This is a genomic window from Calothrix sp. UHCC 0171 (assembly GCF_034931845.1).
Classification (GTDB): domain Bacteria; phylum Cyanobacteriota; class Cyanobacteriia; order Cyanobacteriales; family Nostocaceae; genus Brunnivagina.
Genome location: NZ_JAYGHN010000015.1, coordinates 22,672 through 46,706, shown reverse-complemented (window position 1 = coordinate 46,706; position 24,035 = coordinate 22,672). Strand labels below are relative to the sequence as shown.

Genomic DNA, 24,035 nt, shown 5'->3' with positions numbered 1-24,035 from the left:
CAAGAAAATGCGAATTATGTTCCTTGTTAATTGTATCCGCCAGCAAAAATAAATAATGAAATGAATTTAATAAATAAGCAAAATTTGAATGCAAGTATCAAAGGTAAAAATTTATTACATCGTATTAGCGATCGCATTCGACGGTTATTAGAATTGGAAGATATTCTCAAAACGACATCATCCGAATTGCGATCGTTTACTGGTGCAAACCGGGCAATGATTTATAAGTTTCATGCAGATGGTAGCGGTCAAGTTGTTGCTGAATCACTAGAAGAGGGTAAATTACCATCATTAATGGGTTTGAATTTTCCCGCAGATGATATTCCTAGTTATGCCCGTGATTTATTTGTTAAGTCTAGAGTTTGTTCTATTGTCAATGTGGAAACTCGCCAAATTGCCCAAAGTTGTTTCCATGAAATTCGTAATGGTGAGACAGAAAATATAACAGAAGGTTTTTTTTTCCGTCCTGTTGATCCTTGCCATGCTGAATACTTAACAGCAATGGAGGTTAAATTTTCCTTAGCAATGCCCCTAATGTACCATGATAATTTGTGGGGATTGTTGGTATTACACAACTCGGAAGCCATAGATATTTCCGAGGAGGAAATCGAATCAATTCAGATGGTAGTTGATTTGCTTTCAATTGCGATCGCCCAAAATACTATACTTGTGCAAGCACGGGAAAAAGCAGAACGGGAAGCTATTATTAATCAGATTGGAAATTTATTACGTTTATTACCTGATTTAGAATTACAGACAGCTTTAGAACAAATTGTCAAAGCCTTTGGCGGTTCTGGGGGTAGACTTTGTCTTAAGAGTGAAGCAAGCGAAATATCTGAAAATTTTGCCGAATGTTTAAAGACAAAGAGCGAACACCTGAAAGTATACACTTGTGGGCAACAACCCATCATTCCGGAGACAGAAAAATATCACTTGATGGAACAGTACGCTGTTTGGGAAAAACATTATCAAAATAGCGCAGATATTGAACCGAAAGTGTGGGCAATTTCTGATATTTTTCAAACTTCTGAATTAGAAAATTTACAACTTATATTTCAAGCAACATCAATTCGTAGTATTTTATTTGTTCCACTTGCCTATCGTCAGCAAGTATTAGGATATGTCAGTATTTTTCGCAATACTCAGGATATTGAAAAGCTGTGGGCTGGACAATTTGACACGGATGTGAGACAGCTATATCCTCGTCGTTCTTTTCAAGTCTGGAAACAGAGGAAACAAGCCCATATTCGGAAGTGGACTATCGCCGAAATAGAATTAGCTCAAGAATTAGCTCGTCAACTAACAACAGCAATTCACGAACATAATTTATATCGACAAGTACAAGCTGTCAATGCTCATCTAGAAACCCAAGTTAGACAGAGGACTGAATCACTAGAAAAAGCCACCCAACAACAGAAAATTCTGTTTGATGTTGTGACTAAAATGCGGAAGTCGCTGGACATCAAAACAATTTTTTCGACAATGTCAGCAGAAGTCCGTCATGCCCTCAAAGCCGATCGCGTTGGGGTATATTATTTTGACCCAACATCAGAATATAATGAAGGTGAATTTGTTGCTGAAGATGTCTCACCAGGAATACCTTCAGTATTAGCAATTAAAGTTCACGATCATTGTTTCGGGGAAATTTATGCAACCAAATACCGTTATGGTAGGGTAAATACAATTTCTAACATTTATGAAGCTGGGTTAGAAAAATGTTTTGTTGATGTTCTCGAACAATTTGCCATCAAAGCCACATTAGTAGCCCCAATTATCAAAGGTGATAATTTATGGGGTTTGCTGTGCATTCATCAATGTAGTCAACCTCGTGATTGGCAAGCTCCGGATATTCAGTTTGCAACTCAAATAGCAACGCAACTATCAATTGCACTTGAACAAGCTGATTTACTTGCACAAACTCAGTATCAAGCCGAAACAATAGCCAAAGCTTTACAAGAGTTAAAACAAACACAAACTCAGTTAATTCAAAATGAGAAAATGTCCAGTTTAGGTCAATTAGTAGCTGGTATTGCTCATGAAATTAATAATCCTGTAAATTTTATCTATGGTAACATTAACCATATCAGCCAATATTCGGAAGACCTACTGAGTATCTTAGATTTATATCAGCAAAAGCTTCCTCATCCAATTCCAGAAATTGTAGAATTTGCCCAGGCAGTTGATTTAGATTTTCTGGTTGAAGATTTACCAAAAATGTTATCTTCTGTTAAATTAGGAACAGAACGCATCCGGCAAATAGTTTTGTCATTACGTAATTTTTCCCGACTAGATCAAGCAGAAATCAAACCTGTAAATATTCATGATGGAATTGATAGCACACTGGTAATTCTCCAACATCGCTTGAAAGCAAAACCAGAAAGCCCAGCAATTCAAATAGTTAGAGATTATGACTTTTTACCTGAAGTTGAATGTTATGCCGGACAATTAAATCAGGTATTTATGAATGTTTTGATTAATGCGATCGATGCAATTGAAGAAAGGAGGGAAAAAGATTCTGAATCTTATACTAGTCAAATTACAATTCAAACTAGCTTGAGTCAATTACCTAATAACAAACCTAGTGTTGCCATTTGTATTTGTGATAATGGTTTGGGCATACCCCAAAATATTATCAATAATATTTTTGACCCATTTTTTACTACTAAACCAGTTGGCAAAGGCACAGGTTTAGGTTTATCAATTAGCTATCAAATCATTGTTGATAAGCATAAGGGTATGTTTAAATGTCGTTCGGAGATAGGTAAAGGAACAGAGTTTTTAATTGAGATACCAGTTACTGTTATTGGTTAAGTATGTATTTACAATCAAAACCAATAAAGAGATTATAGTGCGCTCCTTTTGGGAGCGCATTTGTATTTAATTAAAGCTATCTACATTTGAGTTGCTAATCTTCACTGCCTAAAATTTTCAGTAACTATTACCTAATTATTTAACTTCTCAATTGCACTGGCATTGCTAAATATGTCATCTTCACTCCACTTAGAGGTGTAAAAATAACTGGAGTTAAATTAGAGTTTAGCTGCATGAGAATTTCCGATGCTGGTAATGCCTTCAATCCTTCCATCAAATATTTGACATTAAAAGCAATATCAATATCATCACCCGATATTTGTGCTGGCATTGATTCGACTGCACTACCAATATCTTGTGCTTCCACTGATAAAGTGATTTCCTGTGCCCCACTATCAATGCTAACTTTAACAATATTATTTTTTTGATCTGCTAAAACAGCAATTCGCTCCATAGTGCTTAAAAATTGCTTTCTATCTAATGTCAACTCCCGTTGAAATTGCTGAGGTATTAACTGACGATAAGCGGGATATTGCCCATCAAGGGTGCGACTGGTTAAACGCTGATTTTTCCACTCGAATACTACTTGTCCTTGATCGAAGTATAATGCGATCGCTTCCTCTGGCTCGGCGCTATGTGCTAACATGCGTTCGAGTTCCCGTAATGCTCTTGCTGGTACTGTCACTTCTAATTGTTCTTCAGCACTGGCTTCGGGATTATGATTATCTGTTTCTACAACTGCTAAACGATGCCCATCGGTAGCTGCAAATTCTAAAGTATCTGACAAAACCTTTAAATGCACACCCGTGAGTACCTGTTTCGTTTCATCACCACTAGTAGCAAATAATGTACCCCGCAATCCTTCAATCAGTGCTGCGGCTGTCAGATTCACAGGCTGGTTATCTTCAATTACAGGCAACTCTGGAAACTCTTCACCCCCCATCGCTCGCAATTTATACTGTCCGCTTGCTGGTGTCAAAGTAACAACTATGCCTTCTCCAGTTTCATTGGCTGCGGCTGATTCATCCTCAAGGGTAATTTCCCCTTCTGGCAAACGTGAGGTGATATCGTTGAGCAATTTGGCTGGCAGGGCAATAATTCCGCTTTGCAAAACCTCGGCATTGAAGCTAGTGCGAATACCTAAACTCAAATCAAAGGCTGTTAAACTCACCTGATTAGTATCAGCATCAGCCACCAGTAACACATTCGCTAGCACTGGGTGAGTCGGGCGTGAAGGCACTGCACGACTGGTAAAAGAAAGATTGGTGTTCAGTTCGCCTTGAGTACAAACTAATTTCATAATGATTCATGTAGGGATGGGGCATTGGGCATTGTACATTAAGAATTATGTTTAAACATACAATTTTTATTTCTCTACCATTGCCGCGACTCGGTGATTAAAGTTTAGACGCTGACTACTGAGTCCTCATTTCTGAGTTTTGCCAGGGATTGCATAAAGTTTTATCAATTTAATTAACGAAATTTTCACTTAATCCCTAGCTGTGGAAAACCTGTGGAAAAAGTATGTTTATTTTCCACAGAGTAAATATGCTTGTTTGATGTTTTTCACTGTTATTTTCAACTATTTTCAACTTTTCCACAAACTTGTCAGGAGTTTTCCACAGTAGTTTCTAGTTTTCCACAGGTAATGTTTATGTTAAGAAAAGGTTAGTAATTAAAAATTATGAGCGAGGAATTTTGAGCTAAGTTATTGATTTAAGAAAAATTCTGTTTGCGCGTGTTAATTTGAATGCGATCGCATAATTGTCTGAGGGTTTGTGCAAGTTCTTTGTCGGTTTCCCGCAGTTGAGTAATTTTCTCACAACTGTAGAGAACAGTGGTATGGTCTTTACCACCAAATTCTTCGCCAATTCTGGGTAAACTCAAATCGGTATATTGCCGTATTAAATACATAGCAATTTGCCTCGCCCAACTAATTTCTCTACGCCGGGAAGCGCTCTTCATCTCTTCGTTTGAGACTTTGAAAGCATCAGCAACAATCGTCATAATTGCTTCTGGAGTTGCTGCAATTTTTTCAACTGGAGGTTCTAAAACTGGTGTAATATTTTCTACAGTCATTGGCAAACCCCAAATGGAAATGTAAGCCAAAGCCCGAATTAATGCACCTTCTAGTTCGCGAATATTAGAAGTATAGTTTGATGCAATGTATTCAATTACATCCCTTGGCAAACGGATATTTTCATATTCCGCTTTCTTCTGTAAAATTGCCATCCTGGTCTCTAAATCAGGTGTTTGGATATCAGCAATTAATCCCATGGAAAAACGCGAACACAATCTTTCTTGAAGTTGGGGAATTTGCTTCGGTGGGCGATCGGATGCAATCACAACCTGTTTCCCAGCTTCATGTAAAGTATTAAAGGTATGAAAAAACTCTTCCTGAAACCCCTCTTTCCCTTCAATAAATTGAATATCATCGACTAAAAGTACATCAGCCGCACGGTAATGCTCGCGGAAACTTTGCATCCCTTGACTGATTGCCGTGATGAAATCATTGATAAATTTCTCGGTGGAAACATAGAAAATTTTGGTGTCGGGAGCAATATCTAAACGGTAATTACCAATAGCTTGCATTAAATGGGTTTTTCCCAAACCCACACCACCACATAAAAACAACGGATTAAACTCACGTCCTGGGGATTCGGCAACGGCAAGGGCTGCTGCATGTGCCATACGGCTATTTACACCGACAACAAAACGAGAAAATACATACTTTGAGTTGAGTTGACTAGTTATTGGGTCGGTTTTGGGGGTAGTTTTGGAGCTATTGTGCGGATTTCCTTCACCGAAGGGAGTTTGAGCAGTTAATTCCCAAGCCGCTTGGTTATCTTCCATCTCAGATTTTTCATCACCACCCGCAACAGTGATGTAAATTTCAATAGGATAACCTGCAATATCACGGACAACATTAGCGATCGTCTTAATGTAATACTTTTGTAACCAGTTCCGGGCAAACGGATTGGGTGTACGGATTACCAGACAATCACGCTCTAACCGTTCGGCACTTGCAGTTTTAATCCAAGTCTCAAAGGTAGGACGTGATAATTCTAGCTGCAAGCGTTCTAGCGCTTGGCTCCACAGTTTGTCTATGGGGGTTTCCATTTCTTCCACCTTTGCTGCTATCCGTCAAAATAGAAAGTAAAAAAGGAGTCAGGAGTCAGAATTATGAATAAATTCATAAATAAATGATTGTTTAATCAAGCAAGCTATGGCTCTAGACCGAAAAGCAGTTCTGAGTTGTCATTTTTGACAGAAGTCTCCCGAAGTCTATTAGCAGAAGATTAGCCCTACTAGCAGTTCCTCCCCAGTAGGCAATATCCTACCACTAGTAATTCCCACGGAGAAGTAAATACAAGTTTGGTAATTAATTGAGAGGTTATATGAAATCCGAGAACTACAAAATTACACTGAAATATATTTATACAAATCCTTGGTGGCAACAAATTAGTAGCAAGCTGAGGCTAATTTTGCTTGGCGGTGCTGCGATGGCTTCTTTAACTGGCTGTCAACAAATAGCAAACAGCCTGAATGCGAACAAATCTAATCCTCCAGCGATAGATCAACCCCAAGCAACAACAGCTATAAACACCCAAATAGCCCCTCCGGCAATTATTACCACATCGGGAGGTGATCCGAATTTTGTCGTTGGCGTTGTCCAAAAAGTTGGTCCGGCGGTGGTGCGGATTGACTCAGCCCGCACAGTTTCCCAAGCACCAGATGAATTTAATGATCCCTTATTCCGGAGATTTTTTGGCGATCGCTTGCCGGAACCTCGTCAACGTGTGGAGCGTGGTAGTGGTTCGGGATTTATTATTAATTCTAATGGTCAAATTTTAACTAATTCCCACGTTGTTGATGGTGCGGATTCTGTAACTGTCACCCTCAAGGACGGACGCACAATCAATGGGAAGGTGATGGGTGAAGACCAAGTCACGGATGTTGCTGTCATTCAAATTGATACTACTAATCTCCCAACTGTGTCATTAGGAAATTCTGACGTACTACAGCCAGGAGAAGCCGTTATCGCTATTGGTAATCCCTTGGGGCTAAATAATACCGTGACATCGGGGATATTGAGTGCTACAGGACGCTCTAGCAGCGATATTGGTGCAACCGACAAACGTGTTGATTATATCCAAACCGATGCGGCAATTAACCCTGGGAATTCTGGCGGACCTTTACTAAATGCCCGTGGGGAAGTTATTGGCATGAATACGGCAATTATCAAAGGTGCCCAAGGTTTAGGGTTTGCCATCCCGATCAACACAGCACAGCGTATCGCTCAAGAACTCATCACCAAAGGTCGGGTTGAGCATCCCTATTTAGGCATCCAAATGGTGACACTAACTCCGGAAATTCGAGAAAGGGTGCAAACCAGGTTGGGCATTAATTTAGCCACCGACAAAGGTATTTTATTAATTGATGTTGTTTCCCGTTCCCCGGCGGCTACAGCTGGACTCAAGGCGGGCGATATTATCCAGAGTATTAGCAACCAACCTGTGAATAAAATTGAAGATGTGCAAAAAATTGTCGAAAGTAGTAAGATAGGAACCCCATTACAATTACAAGTGCAGCGCAACAATCAAATAGTACAAGTTGCCGTTACTCCAGCAGCTTTTCCCACAAAGCGAGCCAGTAATTAGGTGATTTGCGAAAAAGAAATTACCCATCTTGTTGTTGCTGTAGTGGGCTTTCCGAACCCGGAGTTTTCCGTGAAGAATATCTCCCCGGAAACTCCTCTCCACACTACAACAATTTTCGGTACATTATTTCCTGGAAATCTCCTTAATCAGAACCAACAACAAACTATAAACTAGTGGTTCGCCCAGCAAAAATTGACAGGTTATAATTGACTCGGAGAATTTTTTTCCTCAAAAGTTGCTTTGGTGGACTACTAGAATTTCGATTACCTTGTTTCTCATCAAAAAATTCAGATGAGGCTCGATGCTTAAATCCCAAAAACTAAGTTTCTTTTGAGCTTAAGTTTTACTTTATACATAACCCCTCAAGGTTGGGAATTAATCATCATCAATCATTGATATTTAGAACCCTACTACCCATCATTTTCTAAATTTTTGTCAAATCGAAAAACTATCTTTATTTTATAAGCGTTAATATAGTGTTTACGCGATTTATTTGAGGTCTGCACTGTCAAGATTAGTTGGAATCGGAAAAAGTTTATCCTAAATTTATAACTTCTTATAACTTCAGATATATATCAATCATTCATCATTACTTGTAAAATGAATAGTCTCCTATCAATTATTAAACTAGGTAATCCAATTTTACGTCAATCATCATCCTTGATTGAGAATATTCAAGATGAGCAAACTCAATGTCTGATTGATAATCTAATCATGACAGTCGCAAATGCTAATGGTGTAGGGATTGCAGCCCCCCAGGTCTCAATATCACAGCGTTTATTTATTGTAGCTTCTCGCCCAAATCCTCGATATCCAAATGCCCCAGAAATGGAGCCAACTGTGATGATAAATCCGAAAATAGTGGAGAATTCGACAGAAATTGTCAAAGATTGGGAAGGATGTTTAAGCATTCCTGGGATTAGGGGGTTAGTACCCCGATACCATTGGATAAATGTGGAATATACGGATAGAAACGGTGAATTAAAAGATAATATGCTGGTTGATTTTGTCGCTCGAATCTTTCAACATGAATGTGATCATCTCGATGGTGTCGTCTTCTTAGATAGAGTTGAAAGTAGTCAAGATTTAATATCCGAGGAAGAGTATCAGAGACTACAAAACCTCAAAACTTAATCAAACATAATGCTAAATAGTAATGACAACTACCCTTTATTAAGGTAGAGTTAAATTAGAGTTAACCTTTTGCAACTTGAAGGGGTTATCGGGTAACTAAGCAAATGACAAAAACCATTAGTAGTCGCGAAAAGTTGATTCCACAGACAGAGATGTTTGATGAATCAATTTTAGTCAGGGAGCCAAGCGATGAAAATCATCAAAATGTTGAGAAAGAAGAAGCACAGGAACAAGTGCAAGCTTTAGGAGTAGATTTACAAGAACTAGAAATGCAAGAAGCAATATTGCAAATAGTTCATGTAACAACAGGGCGGGTAAGAATCCGCGCTACTAATGGAAATGGTAAAGAATTTCCGAGTCAGAAATTTATAGATATAATTTGCGATCGCTTGCAACAGCAAGAGGGAATTCAGCAAACAAATTGGCATGAACAAACACAAAATTTAGTCATTGCATTTGACCATAAAATTTTATCCATATCGCAAATATTAGCCATCCTGGCAGAATTTGGCGTGAAAGAGCAAAAAATGTCTGAGAAGCAACCATCAGACCCATTTGCAGCGTGGAAATCTGTCGAATTTTGGCAAGAACAAGGGTTAGATTTGATTCCCTTATTTGCGGGACTAGCAATTACATCCAGACTAGGGATTGGTGGTTTAGCATCGATACCAATCTATATGTTAACCGCAGATGTAACGCGGCGGATTATCGCCCAAATCCAAAAAGCTTCCTGTTCCAAGGCTGAAAAACTGAAATCAACCAAACAAGCCCAAAAAGCAAGATCGGGAAGTGATCAGACAAAAAATTCCCCAACATCTCAACAGGTGCAAAGGAAGAAAAAAACAGCAAACAACAATAGTTCCTCTCAGAATTTGGTGTCAAAAGTGGAAAAAGTATCTACTATTGAACGCGAAATTAATTGCAAAATTGAGCGTGAAGATAAAATCAATGCAGTATCTCAGGTTAGTGGATTGAAACCACAACCGACAAAGATTAATTACAGCATTGTGCATTCAATTCCGGGGCGAATTCGATTTCATATACCTCGTCTCACAAAAGATAAAGCTTACGCAAGGCGACTGGAGAGGTTATTGAAAACAGAAGCCCACGTTAATAATGTGCGAGTTAATTGTGATGCGGCATCAGTGGCGATCGCATTTCAACCTCATTCACTGAATTCATCACATTGGATTAGTTTCTTGGAATTAGCAGATGAAGTGATTCCAGAAACAACGACAATAAATATTACACAATTAAATACACAATTGAATACAACAGTAAACACAGTAATTGAGCCACCATCTCAATTATTACAAGTGGATACCAGTAATCAAGAGGTGACAACAGTAAACGGTATTATTGCCGACCTGAAACCACCTTTCATCAATCTGTTGGTTGATGTTGTTGCTAAATTCCCAATTGCATAGAAATGACTTCAAGTCTCTTCAGTTAAATGGGTTCAGGAATCTCACCGAGAAATACCGAGAAATGGCAAATTTATACACTTTTAAAGTGAACTTACAAAGTATATCAAGGCTTCTGCTTTGAATTTGAGACATAATCCCAATTTTTGCAATCAATTGGTAAGTGGGTAGTTTCAGTAAATATTCACAGGTCGTTGCTAACTAAGACTTCTTTGCAGGGTGCGAGCATGACTTAGCCTATATATTTATTTTCAACCATCTACTAACTAATAGTTGCGTACAACTAAATAGATTTCAACCATGATGAGGATAGTTTCTTGAAAAAGTATTTCCTCGTCTCAACTACCGTCAAATTAAATATAGATTCACGAATCTATCTATCCTACATCTAACTAGGATGGATAAAAGGAGTCTTTGTTTTTCCACGCAGAGTTAATAGTTAAATAGTGAATGGTAATAGTGAATAGTTAATCCCCAATTAACGAAGTGGTCGTGTAAAAATAAATTGAACAAGTAGTGTGGAGAGGAGTTTCCGGGGAGACTTATTCAAGGAAAACTCCGGGGCATATTGCCCACTTTTGGGAAATAGCAAGCGAGAAGCTTGCACTACTTATTTTTACATGATTCCTAACAACAAATCACCAAAATATCATCACAATTAACTAAGTAGCTCCAAACCAGTTTCTTCACTTTTTATGAGAGTACAGCAATGGTTCAAGTCAAGGTGGATTTTCGACCCTCCTCCCCTAATATTTCGCCAGTCAATATAGTTGAAAATGTAGCTGGGAAAATTGCCTTAGTTGATCATAATCACGGTATTAAAACACTTAGCAAAAGTCATCAACTCAAGGTTTATTACAGCGTCATTCACGAAACAGCAGGTAGATTACGGTTACGAGTTCCCCACCTGCGGAATGATGCCGAATACGTACAGCGCTTACAAGCACTTCTGGCAGCAGATAAATACATTACCAAAGTGCGTCTCAAACCAGCAGCAGCATCTCTAGCTGTCACCTACGATATTAGTGAAATACCGCAGTCAGAGATACGTCCGCACATTGCTCATCTTTTGCAAGCCGCGACTGATATTGCTGTTATTTCTACTGTGGTTCAGACTATGCCACAGAAAGATGACAAAGAAGATGAAAATTCTTTCCCAAGTTGGAAATTTTCCGCAGCATCAGCAGCCCTAGCCCTGTTGGGGGGACCACTTGGTTTCTCAATTTCACCAATGCTGATTGCAACAACTATTGCTTTAGCGACATTGCCAGTTGCCCAACGTGCTTGGGTAGCGATTCGCGACGAACGCAAATTAAATATCGACTTTCTCGATTTTATGGCGATCGCGATTACCACAGTCCAAGGGCAATTTCTCACCCCAGCATTAATGTTAGGGTTAATTGAAATTGGTGAAAATATTCGCGATCGCACAGCTCGTTCTTCGGCACAGCAAACCCTCGATTTACTCAGTTCCCTAGGTAAATTCGCTTGGGTAGAACGGGATGGTGAAAAAATTCAAGTCGCGATCGACGAGGTGAATAAAGGCGATACCGTCATCGTTTACCCCGGTGAACAAGTTCCCGTAGATGGCACAATTATTCGCGGCAAAGCCCTGTTTGACGAGCAGAAGCTCACAGGTGAATCAATGCCCGTCATGAAGTCTCAAGGGCAATCTGTCTACGCTTCTACCCTAGTTAGGGAAGGACAAATTTATATCCTGGCGGAAAGACTTGGGAATGATACCTGCGTTGGTAAAAGCATTCAACTCATGCAGGAAGCACCTGTCCACGACACCCGCATGGAAAACTATGCAGCAAAAATTGCTCAAAAGGCAGTTGTGCCAACTTTGCTACTTGGAGGAACCGTATTTGCCCTGACACGCAACGCCGCCCGTGCCGCCAGTATCCTCACCCTCGACTTTGCTACTGGAATCCGGGTATCCGTTCCCACTACAGTCTTAGCAGCACTGTCCTATGCAGCCCGGCGTGGGGTTCTCATTCGCAGTGGACGAGCATTAGAGCAACTCGCCAATGTTGATACAATTGTATTTGATAAAACCGGAACCTTAACCAAAGGTGAAATCGCTGTCACCGCCGTGAGCAGCTTTAATCCCGAAGTTTCCGAATTACAAGTCTTAGCCATAGCTGCCACAGCAGAACAACGACTAACACACCCCGTTGCCGAAGCCGTAGTTCGTCATGCCGAATCGCAGCAAGTTGAAGTTTTGACTCGCGAAAAATGGAATTATCAACTCGGTTTAGGAGTCGAAGCAATCATAGATGGCAAAAAAGTTTATGTTGGCAGCCAACGTTTCCTGCATCAGCAAGAAATTGACATGACAAGCATCAATGACTTGGCAGAAACTCCAGCATCAGCAATATATGTTGCCAGCGACGGACAACTACAAGGTATAATTGAGTATAATGATGTATTACGTCCTGAAAGTAAGGAAGTTATTACAGCACTAATAGAAGTCGAAGGTGTAGAAGTTCACATGCTCACCGGAGACAACAAACGCACGGCAAAGGCTGTCGCCACTGAATTAGGAATTTCTCCGACATATACCCACGCCGAAGCTTTCCCCGAACAGAAAGCAGAAGTAGTTCGACAACTACACGAAACAGGTAAAACAGTTGCATTTGTTGGCGACGGCATTAACGACTCACCCGCATTAGCCTATGCGGATGTATCTGTGTCCTTTGCTAACGGTTCCGACATTGCCCGCGAAACCGCAGACTTAGTGTTGATGCAAAACGACTTACACAGTTTGTTAGAAGCAATTGAAATTGCCCGTAAAGCCAAACAATTGATTCAGCAAAACACTAGTATCATTGCCATTCCCAACCTTGCAGCTTTAGTAGTCGCCACTTTGTTTGGACTCAATCCTCTGGCAGCCACCGTCGTTAACAACGGCTCGACAGTAGTTGCAGGTATTAACGGCTTGCGTCCAATTTTAAAAGGAGGCGCAAAGGTGAAGAAAGCGTAAAACTAATCAGGCGAGGATTTAAGATTGAGAAGGAATTGAAAATTAATTAATACCTATCTTGTCTTCTTTTCCCTTTCTCTACCATCAGCCAGATTCAGTCGTTATCCTAAGAGGATTACCCTTAAAAGTTTGTCCTAGTTTATCAATCCAATGGAGGAAAATTTTCATGGCAAAAATCACTGATTTCATTGAAGAAGCAGGCGCACCTGGGATTATCGCAGGGATTGGTGCAGTATTGTTAGCACCCGTAATTATCCCCGTAGTTGCTGGTGTAGGTAAACCCGTCGCCAAAACTTTAATTAAAGGTGGAATTACCCTGTACGAAAAAAGCAAAGGTGCGATCGCAGAATTTGGCGAAAGCTGGGAAGATATAGTAGCGGAAGCTAGAGCCGAAATTGCTGAAGCAAAGCAATTACCAGCTTTTGAAGCCGCTAGTAACTCAGAAAATACAATTGACAACGGTCAAGGATAGGTTTTCAAACTAGGGAAATAAGGGTTAATAGTAAATTATAAATTTAATGATAAATTTAATTATAATTTCTATGATTTTTATTTCCCAGTCTTTGATGATTAAATCCCATCATCAATATTCTCTCCTATTTACTAAGGGAGCTTCCCCAAATTCACTCTGCGTAAGTGCAAGTATTTTTGCAGAGTGAGACTTTATACCTAGATTCCCAGTTTTTTAGAGAATTTGGGGATATGAAGAGTGAAATTGCTAATAACTATACGTAAATTAATAAAAATATCTCAAATTTAACGAATTTATAGAATAAAATTTTTAGAGGGGAATATCATGTTAAAGAATGGTTTTGTTAGTCAAACGAAAGCAGAAAAAATGAAGCAGTCAAAACATACAAAACCAACAAAGCCTAAAAGTCATAGTCATGCTCACATTGCCACAAAAATTGTTAGTGATACACCAGGAAGGCTGCGCTTGCGAGTAGCGAATCAGTACAGAAAGCCAGAAAAGATACAGCCCCTAATTGAGTCACTGCAAGAGCATTCCAACATTAACCAAGTACGAGTGAATCTTTCTCAAGGTAGCATAACTATTAACCATGAAGGTGAAGATAGTTGGAATAATGTCATGGCAACACTCAAAGATTTAGGAATAATTTTTGGTGATATTATTGATGTTCATACTGATGCTGCGATCGGTGTATCAAATACAGTAATTGACTTAAATCAACGTGTTAAAGAAGCCACATCCGGACAGTTAGATATACGGGTTTTGTTTCCATTTGGATTAGGCTGTCTTGCTATTCGTCAGCTAATCATTAAAGGTTTACAATTCGATATTATTCCTTGGTACGTATTAGCTTGGTATGCATTTGATAGCTTCATTAAACTCCACGGTACAAACCGATTAGAACCAAAAAGTTAGCGTGTTCTAGATAGAAAATTTATTTGAAAATTGTTGTTTGTTCAAGCTTTATCTAGACAAACAAATGCGTATTAATTAGAAAACCGCACTCTCAAAACTCCCGTCACGCAAACATAGAGGTGACTTTGGAGAAAATGACATTTCGAGGGCATGACACCATGTCTGTCTAATTACTGACAATTAAAGTTTCTCCGCGTCAGTCTTAACGATAAGTATCTAATCGGACATGATATGAGTTTTCTATCTATTTAATGATTAACCTTTACATCCCTGAAAATACCGTACCCTAATTCGGTAAAATTGATGGTTAGAGAGAGGATAACATTTCACGTATGGTAGTAGCTCATTCCCATTTAAATATACCTGCTTTAGAGGCAGAATACAGCCAAAAATCACCACGGGAAATTTTGCAGTTTGCCTTGGAAAACTTTGATAACATGGCGATTTCCTTTAGCGGGGCTGAGGATGTTGTATTAGTTGATATTGCATCAAAAATAACTAAGGATTTCCGTGTTTTTACCCTCGATACTGGACGCTTACATCCAGAGACTTATCAGTTTTTGGATGAAGTCAGAAAGTATTACGGTATCAAAATCGAAGTTATGTTTCCCGATGCAGCGGAAGTGCAAGCATTGGTAGAGGAAAAAGGGATGTTTAGCTTCTACCAAGATGGACACAAAGAATGCTGTGGGGTACGCAAAGTCAAACCTCTGCGTCGTAAACTCAATACTCTGGATGCATGGATAACTGGGCAGCGTAAAGATCAAAGTCCCGGTACTCGTGCTGGGATTCCAGTGATTGAAGTTGATAGTGCGTTCTCAACTCCAGAACATGAATTGATTAAGTTTAATCCCTTGGCTAATTGGTCTTCGGCACAGGTGTGGGAATATATTCGGGCTTTGGATATACCATATAATAAGCTGCACGATCGCGGTTTTGTAAGTATTGGTTGCGAACCTTGCACCAAAGCTGTTTTGCCCAATCAGCACGAACGGGAAGGACGTTGGTGGTGGGAAGAAGCAACTCAAAAGGAATGTGGCTTACATGCTGGTAATTTGCAGAAGTAATTAGTTGTTCAAAGTTATGGAGACGTGCAATGTTGCCTCTCCATAATACATAATCAGTCTGTGTTAGACAAAATCTATTCTCTATTTTCCAAAGCTTCAATTTGTAAAGACGGCAAAAAGCACCTAGACGTGTTGCCGTGTTTCCACTCCAGGTGCTTTTCGTTCTCAATCAGTCTTCTTAAGCTTACTCCTCACACGCCTTCAATATACCAGGCATTTGCCCAATCGGCAGTGAGTAAACGTGACACTTCATAAACTGCACATTTTCTAGAGGGGAAAACAAAAAGCGCCTGGACGTGTGACCGTGTTTCCACTCCAAGCGCTCTTTGTATTTTCAACTTACTCCTCACACACAAATCTAAGATATCGCAGGTTGGCAAAAAGGGCAAGTATTTCGAGTAAAAGTTTTGAAAATAGATTTTGAGATGCTGGGCGTATGGTTAATTATCTTCGTTTTCCCAGTTAATGCATAAAATGACGAATCCCAGTGAGAACCATGATTATGCCCAGTTCATTTGCGGCTTTGATGGAATCTGCATCACGCAGACTACCTCCAGGTTGAACTATGGCTTTAATTCCCGCCGCCGCCGCCGTTCGCACTGAGTCATCGAAGGGGAAGAAACCGTCGCTAGCGAGGTATCCGCCTTTGGCTTTATCTGCGGCTTGTTCGAGGGCGATTTTGACTGAACCAACACGATTCATTTGTCCAGCACCAACACCAATTGTAGTGCGATCGCTCGTGACAACTATAGCGTTAGATTTGACATGTTTGCAGACTTTCCAGGCGAAGAGTAATTCTTCGATTTCGCTATCGGAGGGTTTTTTCTCGGTGACAAATTGCCATTTGCTGATATCGGCAATAATATCATCGGCGGCTTGGACGAGGAAGCCACCGGCAATGGCTTTGATATTTTCCTTGGCTCCGCTAATTAAATCTGGTAATGTTAGCACTCGTAAATTTGATTTGGCTGCGAGAATTTCCTGTGCTGCCGCTTCACACCCTGGTGCAACTACGCATTCTAGAAATGTCTTTTTTAACTCAGTTGCCGTCGCTGCATCAATGGGATGATTTAAAGCAACAATACCGCCAAAAGCCGAAACCGCATCGGCATTAAAGGCTTTAGTATAAGCTTCATGTAGGGTATTTCCCAAAGCAGTACCGCAAGGGTTGGTGTGTTTGATAATTGTCGCAGCTGGTTTGTCGGTAAATTCGGCGATAATTTGGCGTGCTGCTTCTAAATCAACGAGATTATTGTAACTGAGTTCTTTGCCTTGGAGTTTTTCTGCTGCTGCCCATCCCGTGGGAGAGGTTCCTGTTTGATACCACGTAGCCGCTTGGTGGGGATTTTCTCCATAGCGCAAAGTTTGCAGTTGTTTGCCTGATAATGTGAATGTTTCTGGTAATTTTCCTGGTAATTGTTCTCTCTCCGCGTTCACTGGGGTAAGGTGACTCAAGTAAGTAGAAATTGCTTGGTCATAATTAGCTGTGTGGGAAAATCCTTTTAAAGCGCATTTTTGGCGAAATTCTAAAGAGGGGTTGCCATGTTGTCGTAACTCTTGCAGATATTCATTGTATTGATTGGGATTACACAATACCGTTAAATGTGCAAAATTCTTCGATGCTGCTCTTAGCATAGCAGGACCACCGATATCAATTTGCTCGACTGCTTCTGCTAATGTTACACCCGGTTTGGCGATCGTGTCCTCAAATGGGTACAAATTCACTACAACCAAATCAATCGGACGAATTTGATTATTTTCTAAATCTGTAAGATGTTCAGGAATATCACGACGAGCTAAAATACCTCCATGAATGCGTGGATGTAATGTCTTTACCCGTCCCCCTAAAATTTCTGGAGAACCCGTATAATCTGAAACTTTCGTTACTGTTAATCCCGCATCTTTTAAAGCCTTGGCGGTTCCTCCACTGCTGATTAAATCAAAGCCAAATTCTTCTACTAAACTCTTTGCTAGGTCGATTATACCTGTTTTGTTCGATACACTCAGCAGTGCTAAACGTGCCATAATTCCCAAACTTCCTGTGGACGGATTAATGTGCGAGCAGAAGAATATTTTACAGAGTTATGGGTAATAGTTAGTAGGTAAATTTATCTTGATATTTGTCCTGCGGGTATTGATGTCCATGCGGCATGGAATAAGTCATGGCGTATCACTATCATTCTGATAGATTTGGGAATCAGGCAAGGAGTGAGGAATTTTCCAGTATTTTGTGAAATGCCATCAGAAGTCAGAATCATCGAATAACCAGAATGAGAGACTATATATAAATTCATCCTTAGGAATCGTGTAAAAATAAGTAAATAATTAGTGCAAGCATCTTGCTTGCTATTTCCCAGAGGTGGGCAAAATACCCACACTTGTTCAATTTATTTTTACACGAATACTTCAGACTAAAGCAACCTGATTTTTCATCAAACAAGTAGAATGATGCTGGATAATTCAATCTCAGCAACCTAGTTTCTCCCTGCATGAGTATGCTTAATTTCACTTTATAAGCTCTTGATTGTGAATCCTGATTCCTGACTTCTGATTTTGGAATTATTACCATTAACCTTCGGAAGAAAACGCCGATAGTTGACTATCCACTGAAGATAAATATTTTTGATTTGTTAAAGTGTCAGCAGGTAATAAATTAGCTTTAATTCCAGCTTCCACTAAAGTCTTAGCATGAATACTCATTTGATGATACTCAGAAATAAAAGTACCATAACTGGGAATACCCTGGTTTTTGAAGTAGCCTTGGTAGGCTAAAGAAACAAGATGGAAAGGAGTTAGTTGACGAGAAGTGTTGTTTTGTAATGTTTGGTTAACATAAGACATTTTTCCATGTCTTAACTGTGCCTGAGCCGAATTGGCAGTAGCAGCAAACATTAGCATTACAGATAAACCAACAGCAATTAGGCGTTTCATATTCTTTCAACTTCAATTACTTAACTTGATTATTAGTATGAAGATTGAAGCTGAATTTATACTGATGGAAATATGAGATAATGCTAAGAATTTGGTTAGATTTGAAGCACTTTTACTCAGAATATGGCATTGCGCTAATATTAGGGCAAAACTTCTTTGACATCTCTCTCACTAATATCACTAATTAGACATCACTGCTCAACTAATGACTTTAGAATTTACTACTATACCTGCAAAAAACACACAATCCCCTAAAGGTTTAATTATTATGCTGCATGGATGGGGTGCAAATGCGGAAGATTTAGCTGGACTAGTACCTTATTTGGACTTACCGAATTTTCAATTTATCTTCCCAAATGCGCCTTTTCCTTACCCCTATTCTCCCATTGGTAGAGCGTGGTATGACCTGCGGGCGGAGAATATGTATCAAGGTTTAGCTGAATGTCGGGAAAAATTAATTGAGTGGATACAGTCTTTAGAAGAAAACACACAAATTCCCTTATCGCAGACAATTTTAAGTGGCTTTTCCCAGGGAGGGGCAATGACTTTAGATGTAGGTTTACAGTTACCTGTAGCTGGTTTAGTGTCAATAAGTGGGTATTTACACGATCATATTTCCCTACCCCAAAATAGCAATAATTTACCCGCAACATTAATTATGCATGGGAAAAGCGATCGCGTAGTTCCACTACAAGCAGCTGTAAAGGCACGAGAAACCCTTAAATCATTTTCTGTAGCAGTGGAATATCAAGAATTTGATGCTGAACATGAAATCAATTTGGAAATGTTAGGAGTATTACGGAACTTCATTTTAAGCAGATTTCCGCTACAGTAGTTACAAAATTTTTACAAATTAATCGTAGAAATCCGGATAATTTTCACGAAAATCGCGTTCATGAATGAGTAATATATATTGGGAGGCTGCGTTAAGCGCAACTAACCAAAGCTGAATGCCAATGCTGCTAAAGGGAGGGGCTAGCATTATGACTACTTTAAGCATTTCTAAAACCGAAATCGCTGCTATGACTACAAAAGATGTGGAAGATTTAGCTACACGTCTGGAACAAGACAACTACAGCAATGCTTTTGAAGGTTTAAATGATTGGCATTTATTACGTGCTGTAGCATTTCAGCGTCCTGAGTTAGTTGAGTCATATATTCATCTTTTAGATTTGGAAGCCTACGACGAAGCTTAAAAGTTAGGGAGTAGGGAATAGGGGAAGCAGAGACATGAAGATATATAGGGGGAGAGTCAGAAAATCTAAATATATTCGTCTTTTCTCCTTATCTTAGGTAATTGGTTTCCATCTCCCCATTTTTCCTTATCTCCCTGATTTATGAGTTCAAAATCAAATCGAGTTCTCATCGGTATAACTGGTGGTATTGCTGCTTACAAAATTTGTGAGGTTGTTTCTACCCTGTTTAAACAAGGTATAGAGGTGCGTGTTATTCTCACAAAATCGGCACGTGAATTTATTACACCGTTAACTGTAGCTACACTTTCGCGCCATCAAGCTTATACCGATGAGGATTTTTGGCAATCTACTAACGCCCATCCTCTACATATTGAGTTAGGGGAATGGGCTAATATTTTTTTAATTGCCCCTTTAACTGCCAATACCCTAGGAAAATTAGCGTATGGGATGGCAGATAACTTACTGACTAATACTGTACTCGCTAGCAAATGTCCCGTATTAATTGCCCCAGCGATGAATACTGATATGTGGGAACAGGTTACAGTTCAGCGTAATTGGCAAATGTTGTTAGCCGACACTAGGTATCATGGTATGGGCACAGCATCAGGTTTATTAGCCTGCGATCGCATTGGTCAGGGTAGAATGGTAGAACCTCCCGAAATTGTCTCCTATGTGCAATCTTTGCTGTATACAGGAGGAAAACGCGATTTGGCGGGGAAGCGGGTTTTAATTAGTGCTGGTGGCACTCGTGAATTTCTCGATCCTGTAAGATTTATTGGTAATCCTTCCACAGGTAAAATGGGATTGGCTTTAGCACAAGCAGCGTTACATCGTGGTGCAAATGTCACCCTTGTGCATGGTGTGGCAGACTGGGAAGCGCCTTTGGGAGTAAAAGCGATATCTGTGGTTTCGGCGGAGGAGATGGGACAAGTGATGCTGGGGGAATTCGCTCAGGCTGACATCATAGTCATGTCGGCGGCAGTGGCTGATGTGAAACCACGGGATTTTAGTATTGAGAAATTGGCAAAGAAAGTATTACCAGAAAGTTTACCGCTTGCGCCTGTAACTGATATTGTTGCCGAATTAGCAAATTGTAAACAGCCACATCAAAAATTAATTGGATTTGCTGCCCAGACAGGAGATATTATCACACCAGCCCTAGATAAATTGCGGCGTAAAAATTTGGATGCAATTGTTGCCAATCCAATCGATCAAAAAGATAGTGGATTTGGGAGCGATCGCAATCAAGCGATATATTTAGATCGGCAAGGTAATCAGTTAGAAATTCCCCCTTGTTCTAAATTGGCAATGGCACATTATATATTTGATTTTTTTAAAATTTAAAAATAATTTTTGGTTTCATCTCTCAATTAATCAGGGAAAATATCAGTTTACATAAAAATTAAAAACTCAATATTTATAATAGTTTCTTCTTGATTTTGTCTAGGATTCTTCGCATATTCAACTTTGCTAAATGCATGTTATTCAAATCTTGAATATTCCCAGCATATTGTTGTTTATGGTCGAAAAATTCGTTTAATTCATTTAAGATTACTTCTAGTTTTTTGGTAATATTCACAATTCGATGTTGAGCAAAAAAATCTTCAGATAAGTTCATGGGTTGAAAATATTTTTCAGAAGAACTCACTATTTTTAAAATACGTTGCATATCATATTCTAGAGAATATCCAGCAATTTTATGGCAATTAAATCCGGGGTCTAAATAATCTGAAAGCCCGTGATTCAGACTAGAAAACACATGACATCCACAAGCTAATGCTTCCATTGGCTGTAACCCAAACCCCTCTGTGACACCTTGGATTGCCCAATATTCAGCCGAATCATATAAATAAACTTTAGCGCGATTAAATAAACTTGGTAAATCATCAATAAATTTATCAATTACAAATACATTACATTTTTGTTGCAGCCCTGGAATTAATTTTTGGATTAAATATGTTGAAGATTTTCTGGTATGAACTAAAACATCAATATCGCGATCGCAATTTAAATTCTGAAATTGATCACTAATTTCATTAGGCAAGTAATAAATTAAAGAATGTGGTGATAATTGCCCCCAATATCCCATTGTATTCCGGCTGACTGTCATAATCGGAATGCTGGTAGGTAGCTTAAATCCATAACCCGCACTGTGGGCATGATAAATAGTATTATAGGATTTCAGTTTCGGGGCTAATTTCCCAACATCAAAACCCCAACTCATCACAAAAATAACATTATTTAAATTGGAATGAGGTTGCTTTAAAACATCATCTAAAAATAACTTCTCAGGTTCACGTTGACGATAAGTGACAACTTCCGCGTGACAAATTTGTTGAGCAATATTCAAGGTTTTTAACTCAGCAAACAAACCACCACAAGCAAATTTAGCATCAGTACCAGGCAGCAAAAAATAAAGCGATCGCATATAAAATATTAATTTTGATAAATTTGAGATTTTGGCACTTGATTATACAACTATAAGTTAACAAAATTAGGACTATAGGGGGTAACAAATATTTCAATGTCATCTGGAAATTTCCGCTTGAAAGTTAAGAATATTTTCGACAAAAATAAACTAGACTCCGCAACCACAGCCATCCCGCCAAACTACCGACAAAATAAGCAATAAAATCTGACCATACAAAAGTATTACCCAAAACAAGTCTACCAATCAAAGTCGATCGCACAGCCTGTAAAAATGGAGGTTGCCAAAGTTGCAAAAATTCGATCCCACAAGTAGCCAAAAAAACTCCAATCGCTATTTTCTGAGGAGAGGCTTGACGATACAAGAATGCAACCAACAAAATCCAAAAAATTTCATAAGCAACGCTCCCCAAGAAATCCTGTAGCCAAGGCAAACCGAGTCCCTGAGAAAAGCGTACGAAATACCCAAAAGGCACAATCACAATAATACTGATAAATAATGCCAGGCGATATTTCATAAAAATTCGTAATTTTTAATTTCCTATTCTCTCCACCTAACCTTAACAAAATGCGCTTCCCGTCCCCAGACATCACGAGTCATGGTAATACTTTCGATTACCAAATTAAAAGGTATGGATGTGGTTACATAACGCTGTGCCAAAGCTCCAATATCTGGAGCCAATTCTGCGGCTGTGGTGACAGCTAAACCTAAGCCAAACAACTGTTCAAATAGTCCACGTGGCAAAACTACATGCATTCCCACCGCTAATCCTGCGGTTAACAACATCGAGACTGACATATTAGTTCCACAACGCGGATGCACAGCCAAATCCCATTCCCCACTTGTGAGACGTTGGAGGGCGACTGTAACTGCGCGTCTTAAATTACTAATATTAACTTCACCGTATAAATAAAAACCTTGATCGGTGGATAAACCCCCCAGTAATTCATTATCGAGTTGAAAATTATTAGCAACTCCTCTGGGAAGGCGGGAGTTTTGGGCTTCACTGAGAATCCAGACTGTCGCATGTTCCAAAGCATGAACCTGCCGCAGTGCTAAAATTTCCTTCAACCCAGGTACAAAAGACAATTGCTTTAGTAGTTCTGTATCTTGAGTTGGTTGTGGGGCAACAAAATCGAAATTAAAGTTAAAATCCAGGGGATTAGAACTACCGTTATTCAAAGCAGAAGTATTCATAGTTACACCGCTCGCTCTATCAAACAGAGCAATATGGATTTTTTTAATGTAGCGCTTGTACGCCAGAATTAATGCTAATTTTTATTGATTGTTGTTGAATTTTTCTCCATTCAGAATCACTTTGTTATCTGAATTCCAGCAAATTAGTATTCAACATAGTCGCGCTGGGAAAAACCGGCTTTCTTTGCTCTTAAGTTTTACTTTATACATAACCTCTGAGAGTTGCGATCGCCTCATCATTCTTCAATAGCCCAATCTACACGAGTTCGATATATTTAAGTTATGCTGCAAATTTCTCACAAAATTATCATCCTCGATCGCGAACTGGAAATCAACGCGATTCGCTCACAAGGGGCAGGTGGTCAAAATGTCAACAAAGTCGCCACCGCAATCCATTTACGCTTTGACATTGAGGCTTCATCATTACCCGCTTTCTACAAGGAGCAACTGTTGAAGTTAAATGATCGACGTATTACCCAAGGGGGAGTAATTGTCATCAAAGCCCAAGAACACCGTAGCCAAGAACAGAACCGCGAAGAAGCTCTAGAACGACTCAAACAACTCATCAAAAGCGCAGTCGTACTGGAGAGAAAACGTAAACCTACCAAACCAACTCGCAGTTCCCAAAAAAAACGCCTTGACAGCAAAACTAAGCGAGGACAGATTAAATGCGCCAGAAGGCAGGTCATTGATTAAAATAATGAAGATTAAAATGCGATCGCACCACTGCATCGGATAAACCATTAATTAAAGTCTTTCTAAATACTTTCCTGCTTTTCCATCGACAATACCAAAATCTTGCTAACCTTATCT

The 24,035-nt window shown here is 39.4% G+C and carries 20 protein-coding genes; 13 read left to right on the top strand and 7 right to left on the bottom strand.

From position 1 onward, the window contains the following. Positions 1-60: 60 nt before the first annotated feature. Positions 61-2,811, top strand: coding sequence for a GAF domain-containing protein (locus tag VB733_RS13510; RefSeq protein ID WP_323340580.1), 2,751 nt, complete (start codon positions 61-63; stop codon positions 2,809-2,811). A gap of 139 nt (positions 2,812-2,950) precedes the next feature. Here VB733_RS13510 and dnaN read toward each other — a convergent pair whose 3' ends face one another. Beyond that, positions 2,951-4,111, bottom strand: a complete 1,161-nt coding sequence (gene dnaN / locus VB733_RS13505; protein WP_323340579.1) for a DNA polymerase III subunit beta — start codon at positions 4,109-4,111, stop codon at positions 2,951-2,953. Positions 4,112-4,527: 416 nt separating this feature from the next. Next, positions 4,528-5,931 carry a chromosomal replication initiator protein DnaA gene (gene dnaA, locus VB733_RS13500; protein WP_323340578.1) on the bottom strand — a complete coding sequence of 468 codons (1,404 nt, stop codon included), beginning with the start codon at positions 5,929-5,931 and terminating at the stop codon, positions 4,528-4,530. A gap of 278 nt (positions 5,932-6,209) precedes the next feature. On the opposite strand from dnaA, the gene VB733_RS13495 reads away from it, so the two are divergent. The 8 genes from VB733_RS13495 to VB733_RS13460 all read left to right on the top strand — a co-directional run bounded on the left by VB733_RS13495 (position 6,210) and on the right by VB733_RS13460 (position 15,470). Continuing rightward, on the top strand, positions 6,210-7,472 hold the full coding sequence (locus VB733_RS13495; protein WP_416336316.1) for an HhoA/HhoB/HtrA family serine endopeptidase: 1,263 nt from the start codon (positions 6,210-6,212) through the stop codon (positions 7,470-7,472). Next, positions 7,473-7,646 carry a hypothetical protein gene (locus VB733_RS13490; RefSeq protein WP_323340577.1) on the top strand — a complete coding sequence of 58 codons (174 nt, stop codon included), beginning with the start codon at positions 7,473-7,475 and terminating at the stop codon, positions 7,644-7,646. Between the two features lie 426 nt (positions 7,647-8,072). After that, positions 8,073-8,606 carry a peptide deformylase gene (gene def, locus VB733_RS13485; RefSeq protein WP_323340576.1) on the top strand — a complete coding sequence of 178 codons (534 nt, stop codon included), beginning with the start codon at positions 8,073-8,075 and terminating at the stop codon, positions 8,604-8,606. A 104-nt stretch (positions 8,607-8,710) separates the two neighbouring features. Then, positions 8,711-10,033: an HMA2 domain-containing protein gene (locus VB733_RS13480; protein ID WP_323340575.1), complete on the top strand. Its 1,323-nt coding sequence runs from the start codon at positions 8,711-8,713 to the stop codon at positions 10,031-10,033. Positions 10,034-10,739: 706 nt separating this feature from the next. After that, positions 10,740-13,016, top strand: a complete 2,277-nt coding sequence (locus tag VB733_RS13475; RefSeq protein WP_323340574.1) for a heavy metal translocating P-type ATPase — start codon at positions 10,740-10,742, stop codon at positions 13,014-13,016. Between the two features lie 166 nt (positions 13,017-13,182). After that, on the top strand, positions 13,183-13,488 hold the full coding sequence (locus tag VB733_RS13470; RefSeq protein ID WP_323340573.1) for a DUF5132 domain-containing protein: 306 nt from the start codon (positions 13,183-13,185) through the stop codon (positions 13,486-13,488). A gap of 366 nt (positions 13,489-13,854) precedes the next feature. Continuing rightward, the gene (locus VB733_RS13465; RefSeq protein WP_323340572.1) at positions 13,855-14,403 is read left to right on the top strand and encodes an HMA2 domain-containing protein; all 549 of its coding nucleotides are present in this window, start codon (positions 13,855-13,857) and stop codon (positions 14,401-14,403) included. 332 nt (positions 14,404-14,735) lie between these two features. Then, positions 14,736-15,470, top strand: coding sequence for a phosphoadenylyl-sulfate reductase (locus VB733_RS13460; RefSeq protein ID WP_323340571.1), 735 nt, complete (start codon positions 14,736-14,738; stop codon positions 15,468-15,470). 462 nt (positions 15,471-15,932) lie between these two features. Here the strand turns inward: VB733_RS13460 and purH are convergent, their stop codons facing one another. Continuing rightward, a complete protein-coding gene (gene purH, locus VB733_RS13455) occupies positions 15,933-17,495 on the bottom strand; it encodes a bifunctional phosphoribosylaminoimidazolecarboxamide formyltransferase/IMP cyclohydrolase (RefSeq protein ID WP_323340570.1) in 1,563 nt (520 codons plus the stop codon). Between the two features lie 543 nt (positions 17,496-18,038). Continuing rightward, positions 18,039-18,401 carry a hypothetical protein gene (locus VB733_RS13450; RefSeq protein WP_323340569.1) on the bottom strand — a complete coding sequence of 121 codons (363 nt, stop codon included), beginning with the start codon at positions 18,399-18,401 and terminating at the stop codon, positions 18,039-18,041. A 205-nt stretch (positions 18,402-18,606) separates the two neighbouring features. Between VB733_RS13450 and VB733_RS13445 the strand changes: the two genes are divergently transcribed. The 3 genes from VB733_RS13445 (at position 18,607) to coaBC (ending at position 20,941) form a co-directional block, all read left to right on the top strand. Beyond that, positions 18,607-19,236 carry an alpha/beta hydrolase gene (locus tag VB733_RS13445; protein ID WP_323340568.1) on the top strand — a complete coding sequence of 210 codons (630 nt, stop codon included), beginning with the start codon at positions 18,607-18,609 and terminating at the stop codon, positions 19,234-19,236. A gap of 148 nt (positions 19,237-19,384) precedes the next feature. Continuing rightward, positions 19,385-19,597, top strand: a complete 213-nt coding sequence (locus VB733_RS13440) for a DUF2555 domain-containing protein (protein ID WP_323340567.1) — start codon at positions 19,385-19,387, stop codon at positions 19,595-19,597. 141 nt (positions 19,598-19,738) lie between these two features. Next, a complete protein-coding gene (gene coaBC / locus VB733_RS13435; RefSeq protein ID WP_323340566.1) occupies positions 19,739-20,941 on the top strand; it encodes a bifunctional phosphopantothenoylcysteine decarboxylase/phosphopantothenate--cysteine ligase CoaBC in 1,203 nt (400 codons plus the stop codon). Between the two features lie 73 nt (positions 20,942-21,014). On the opposite strand, the gene VB733_RS13430 is transcribed toward coaBC, so the two are convergent. From VB733_RS13430 to VB733_RS13420, 3 genes are all read right to left on the bottom strand, one after another. Then, entirely contained in the window at positions 21,015-22,025 is a 1,011-nt protein-coding gene (locus VB733_RS13430) for a glycosyltransferase (RefSeq protein ID WP_323340565.1), read from the bottom strand. 124 nt (positions 22,026-22,149) lie between these two features. Continuing rightward, entirely contained in the window at positions 22,150-22,542 is a 393-nt protein-coding gene (locus VB733_RS13425) for a DUF2809 domain-containing protein (RefSeq protein WP_323340564.1), read from the bottom strand. Positions 22,543-22,565: 23 nt separating this feature from the next. Further along, entirely contained in the window at positions 22,566-23,222 is a 657-nt protein-coding gene (locus tag VB733_RS13420; RefSeq protein WP_323340563.1) for a DUF6391 domain-containing protein, read from the bottom strand. 282 nt (positions 23,223-23,504) lie between these two features. On the opposite strand from VB733_RS13420, the gene arfB reads away from it, so the two are divergent. Next, positions 23,505-23,918, top strand: a complete 414-nt coding sequence (gene arfB, locus VB733_RS13415) for an alternative ribosome rescue aminoacyl-tRNA hydrolase ArfB (protein ID WP_323340562.1) — start codon at positions 23,505-23,507, stop codon at positions 23,916-23,918. Positions 23,919-24,035: the final 117 nt, after the last annotated feature.

What these genes read in the sequence shown, in the direction of transcription:
- VB733_RS13510 (WP_323340580.1), top strand. Translation starts at nt 61, where the DNA reads ATGAATTTAATAAATAAGCAAAATTTGAATGCAAGTATCAAAGGTAAA.
- dnaN (WP_323340579.1), bottom strand. Translation starts at nt 4,111, where the DNA reads ATGAAATTAGTTTGTACTCAAGGCGAACTGAACACCAATCTTTCTTTT.
- dnaA (WP_323340578.1), bottom strand. Translation starts at nt 5,931, where the DNA reads ATGGAAACCCCCATAGACAAACTGTGGAGCCAAGCGCTAGAACGCTTG.
- VB733_RS13495 (WP_416336316.1), top strand. Translation starts at nt 6,210, where the DNA reads ATGAAATCCGAGAACTACAAAATTACACTGAAATATATTTATACAAAT.
- def (WP_323340576.1), top strand. Translation starts at nt 8,073, where the DNA reads ATGAATAGTCTCCTATCAATTATTAAACTAGGTAATCCAATTTTACGT.
- VB733_RS13480 (WP_323340575.1), top strand. Translation starts at nt 8,711, where the DNA reads ATGACAAAAACCATTAGTAGTCGCGAAAAGTTGATTCCACAGACAGAG.
- VB733_RS13475 (WP_323340574.1), top strand. Translation starts at nt 10,740, where the DNA reads ATGGTTCAAGTCAAGGTGGATTTTCGACCCTCCTCCCCTAATATTTCG.
- VB733_RS13470 (WP_323340573.1), top strand. Translation starts at nt 13,183, where the DNA reads ATGGCAAAAATCACTGATTTCATTGAAGAAGCAGGCGCACCTGGGATT.
- VB733_RS13465 (WP_323340572.1), top strand. Translation starts at nt 13,855, where the DNA reads ATGAAGCAGTCAAAACATACAAAACCAACAAAGCCTAAAAGTCATAGT.
- VB733_RS13460 (WP_323340571.1), top strand. Translation starts at nt 14,736, where the DNA reads ATGGTAGTAGCTCATTCCCATTTAAATATACCTGCTTTAGAGGCAGAA.
- purH (WP_323340570.1), bottom strand. Translation starts at nt 17,495, where the DNA reads ATGGCACGTTTAGCACTGCTGAGTGTATCGAACAAAACAGGTATAATC.
- VB733_RS13450 (WP_323340569.1), bottom strand. Translation starts at nt 18,401, where the DNA reads ATGAAACGCCTAATTGCTGTTGGTTTATCTGTAATGCTAATGTTTGCT.
- VB733_RS13445 (WP_323340568.1), top strand. Translation starts at nt 18,607, where the DNA reads ATGACTTTAGAATTTACTACTATACCTGCAAAAAACACACAATCCCCT.
- VB733_RS13440 (WP_323340567.1), top strand. Translation starts at nt 19,385, where the DNA reads ATGACTACTTTAAGCATTTCTAAAACCGAAATCGCTGCTATGACTACA.
- coaBC (WP_323340566.1), top strand. Translation starts at nt 19,739, where the DNA reads ATGAGTTCAAAATCAAATCGAGTTCTCATCGGTATAACTGGTGGTATT.
- VB733_RS13430 (WP_323340565.1), bottom strand. Translation starts at nt 22,025, where the DNA reads ATGCGATCGCTTTATTTTTTGCTGCCTGGTACTGATGCTAAATTTGCT.
- VB733_RS13425 (WP_323340564.1), bottom strand. Translation starts at nt 22,542, where the DNA reads ATGAAATATCGCCTGGCATTATTTATCAGTATTATTGTGATTGTGCCT.
- VB733_RS13420 (WP_323340563.1), bottom strand. Translation starts at nt 23,222, where the DNA reads ATGAATACTTCTGCTTTGAATAACGGTAGTTCTAATCCCCTGGATTTT.
- arfB (WP_323340562.1), top strand. Translation starts at nt 23,505, where the DNA reads ATGCTGCAAATTTCTCACAAAATTATCATCCTCGATCGCGAACTGGAA.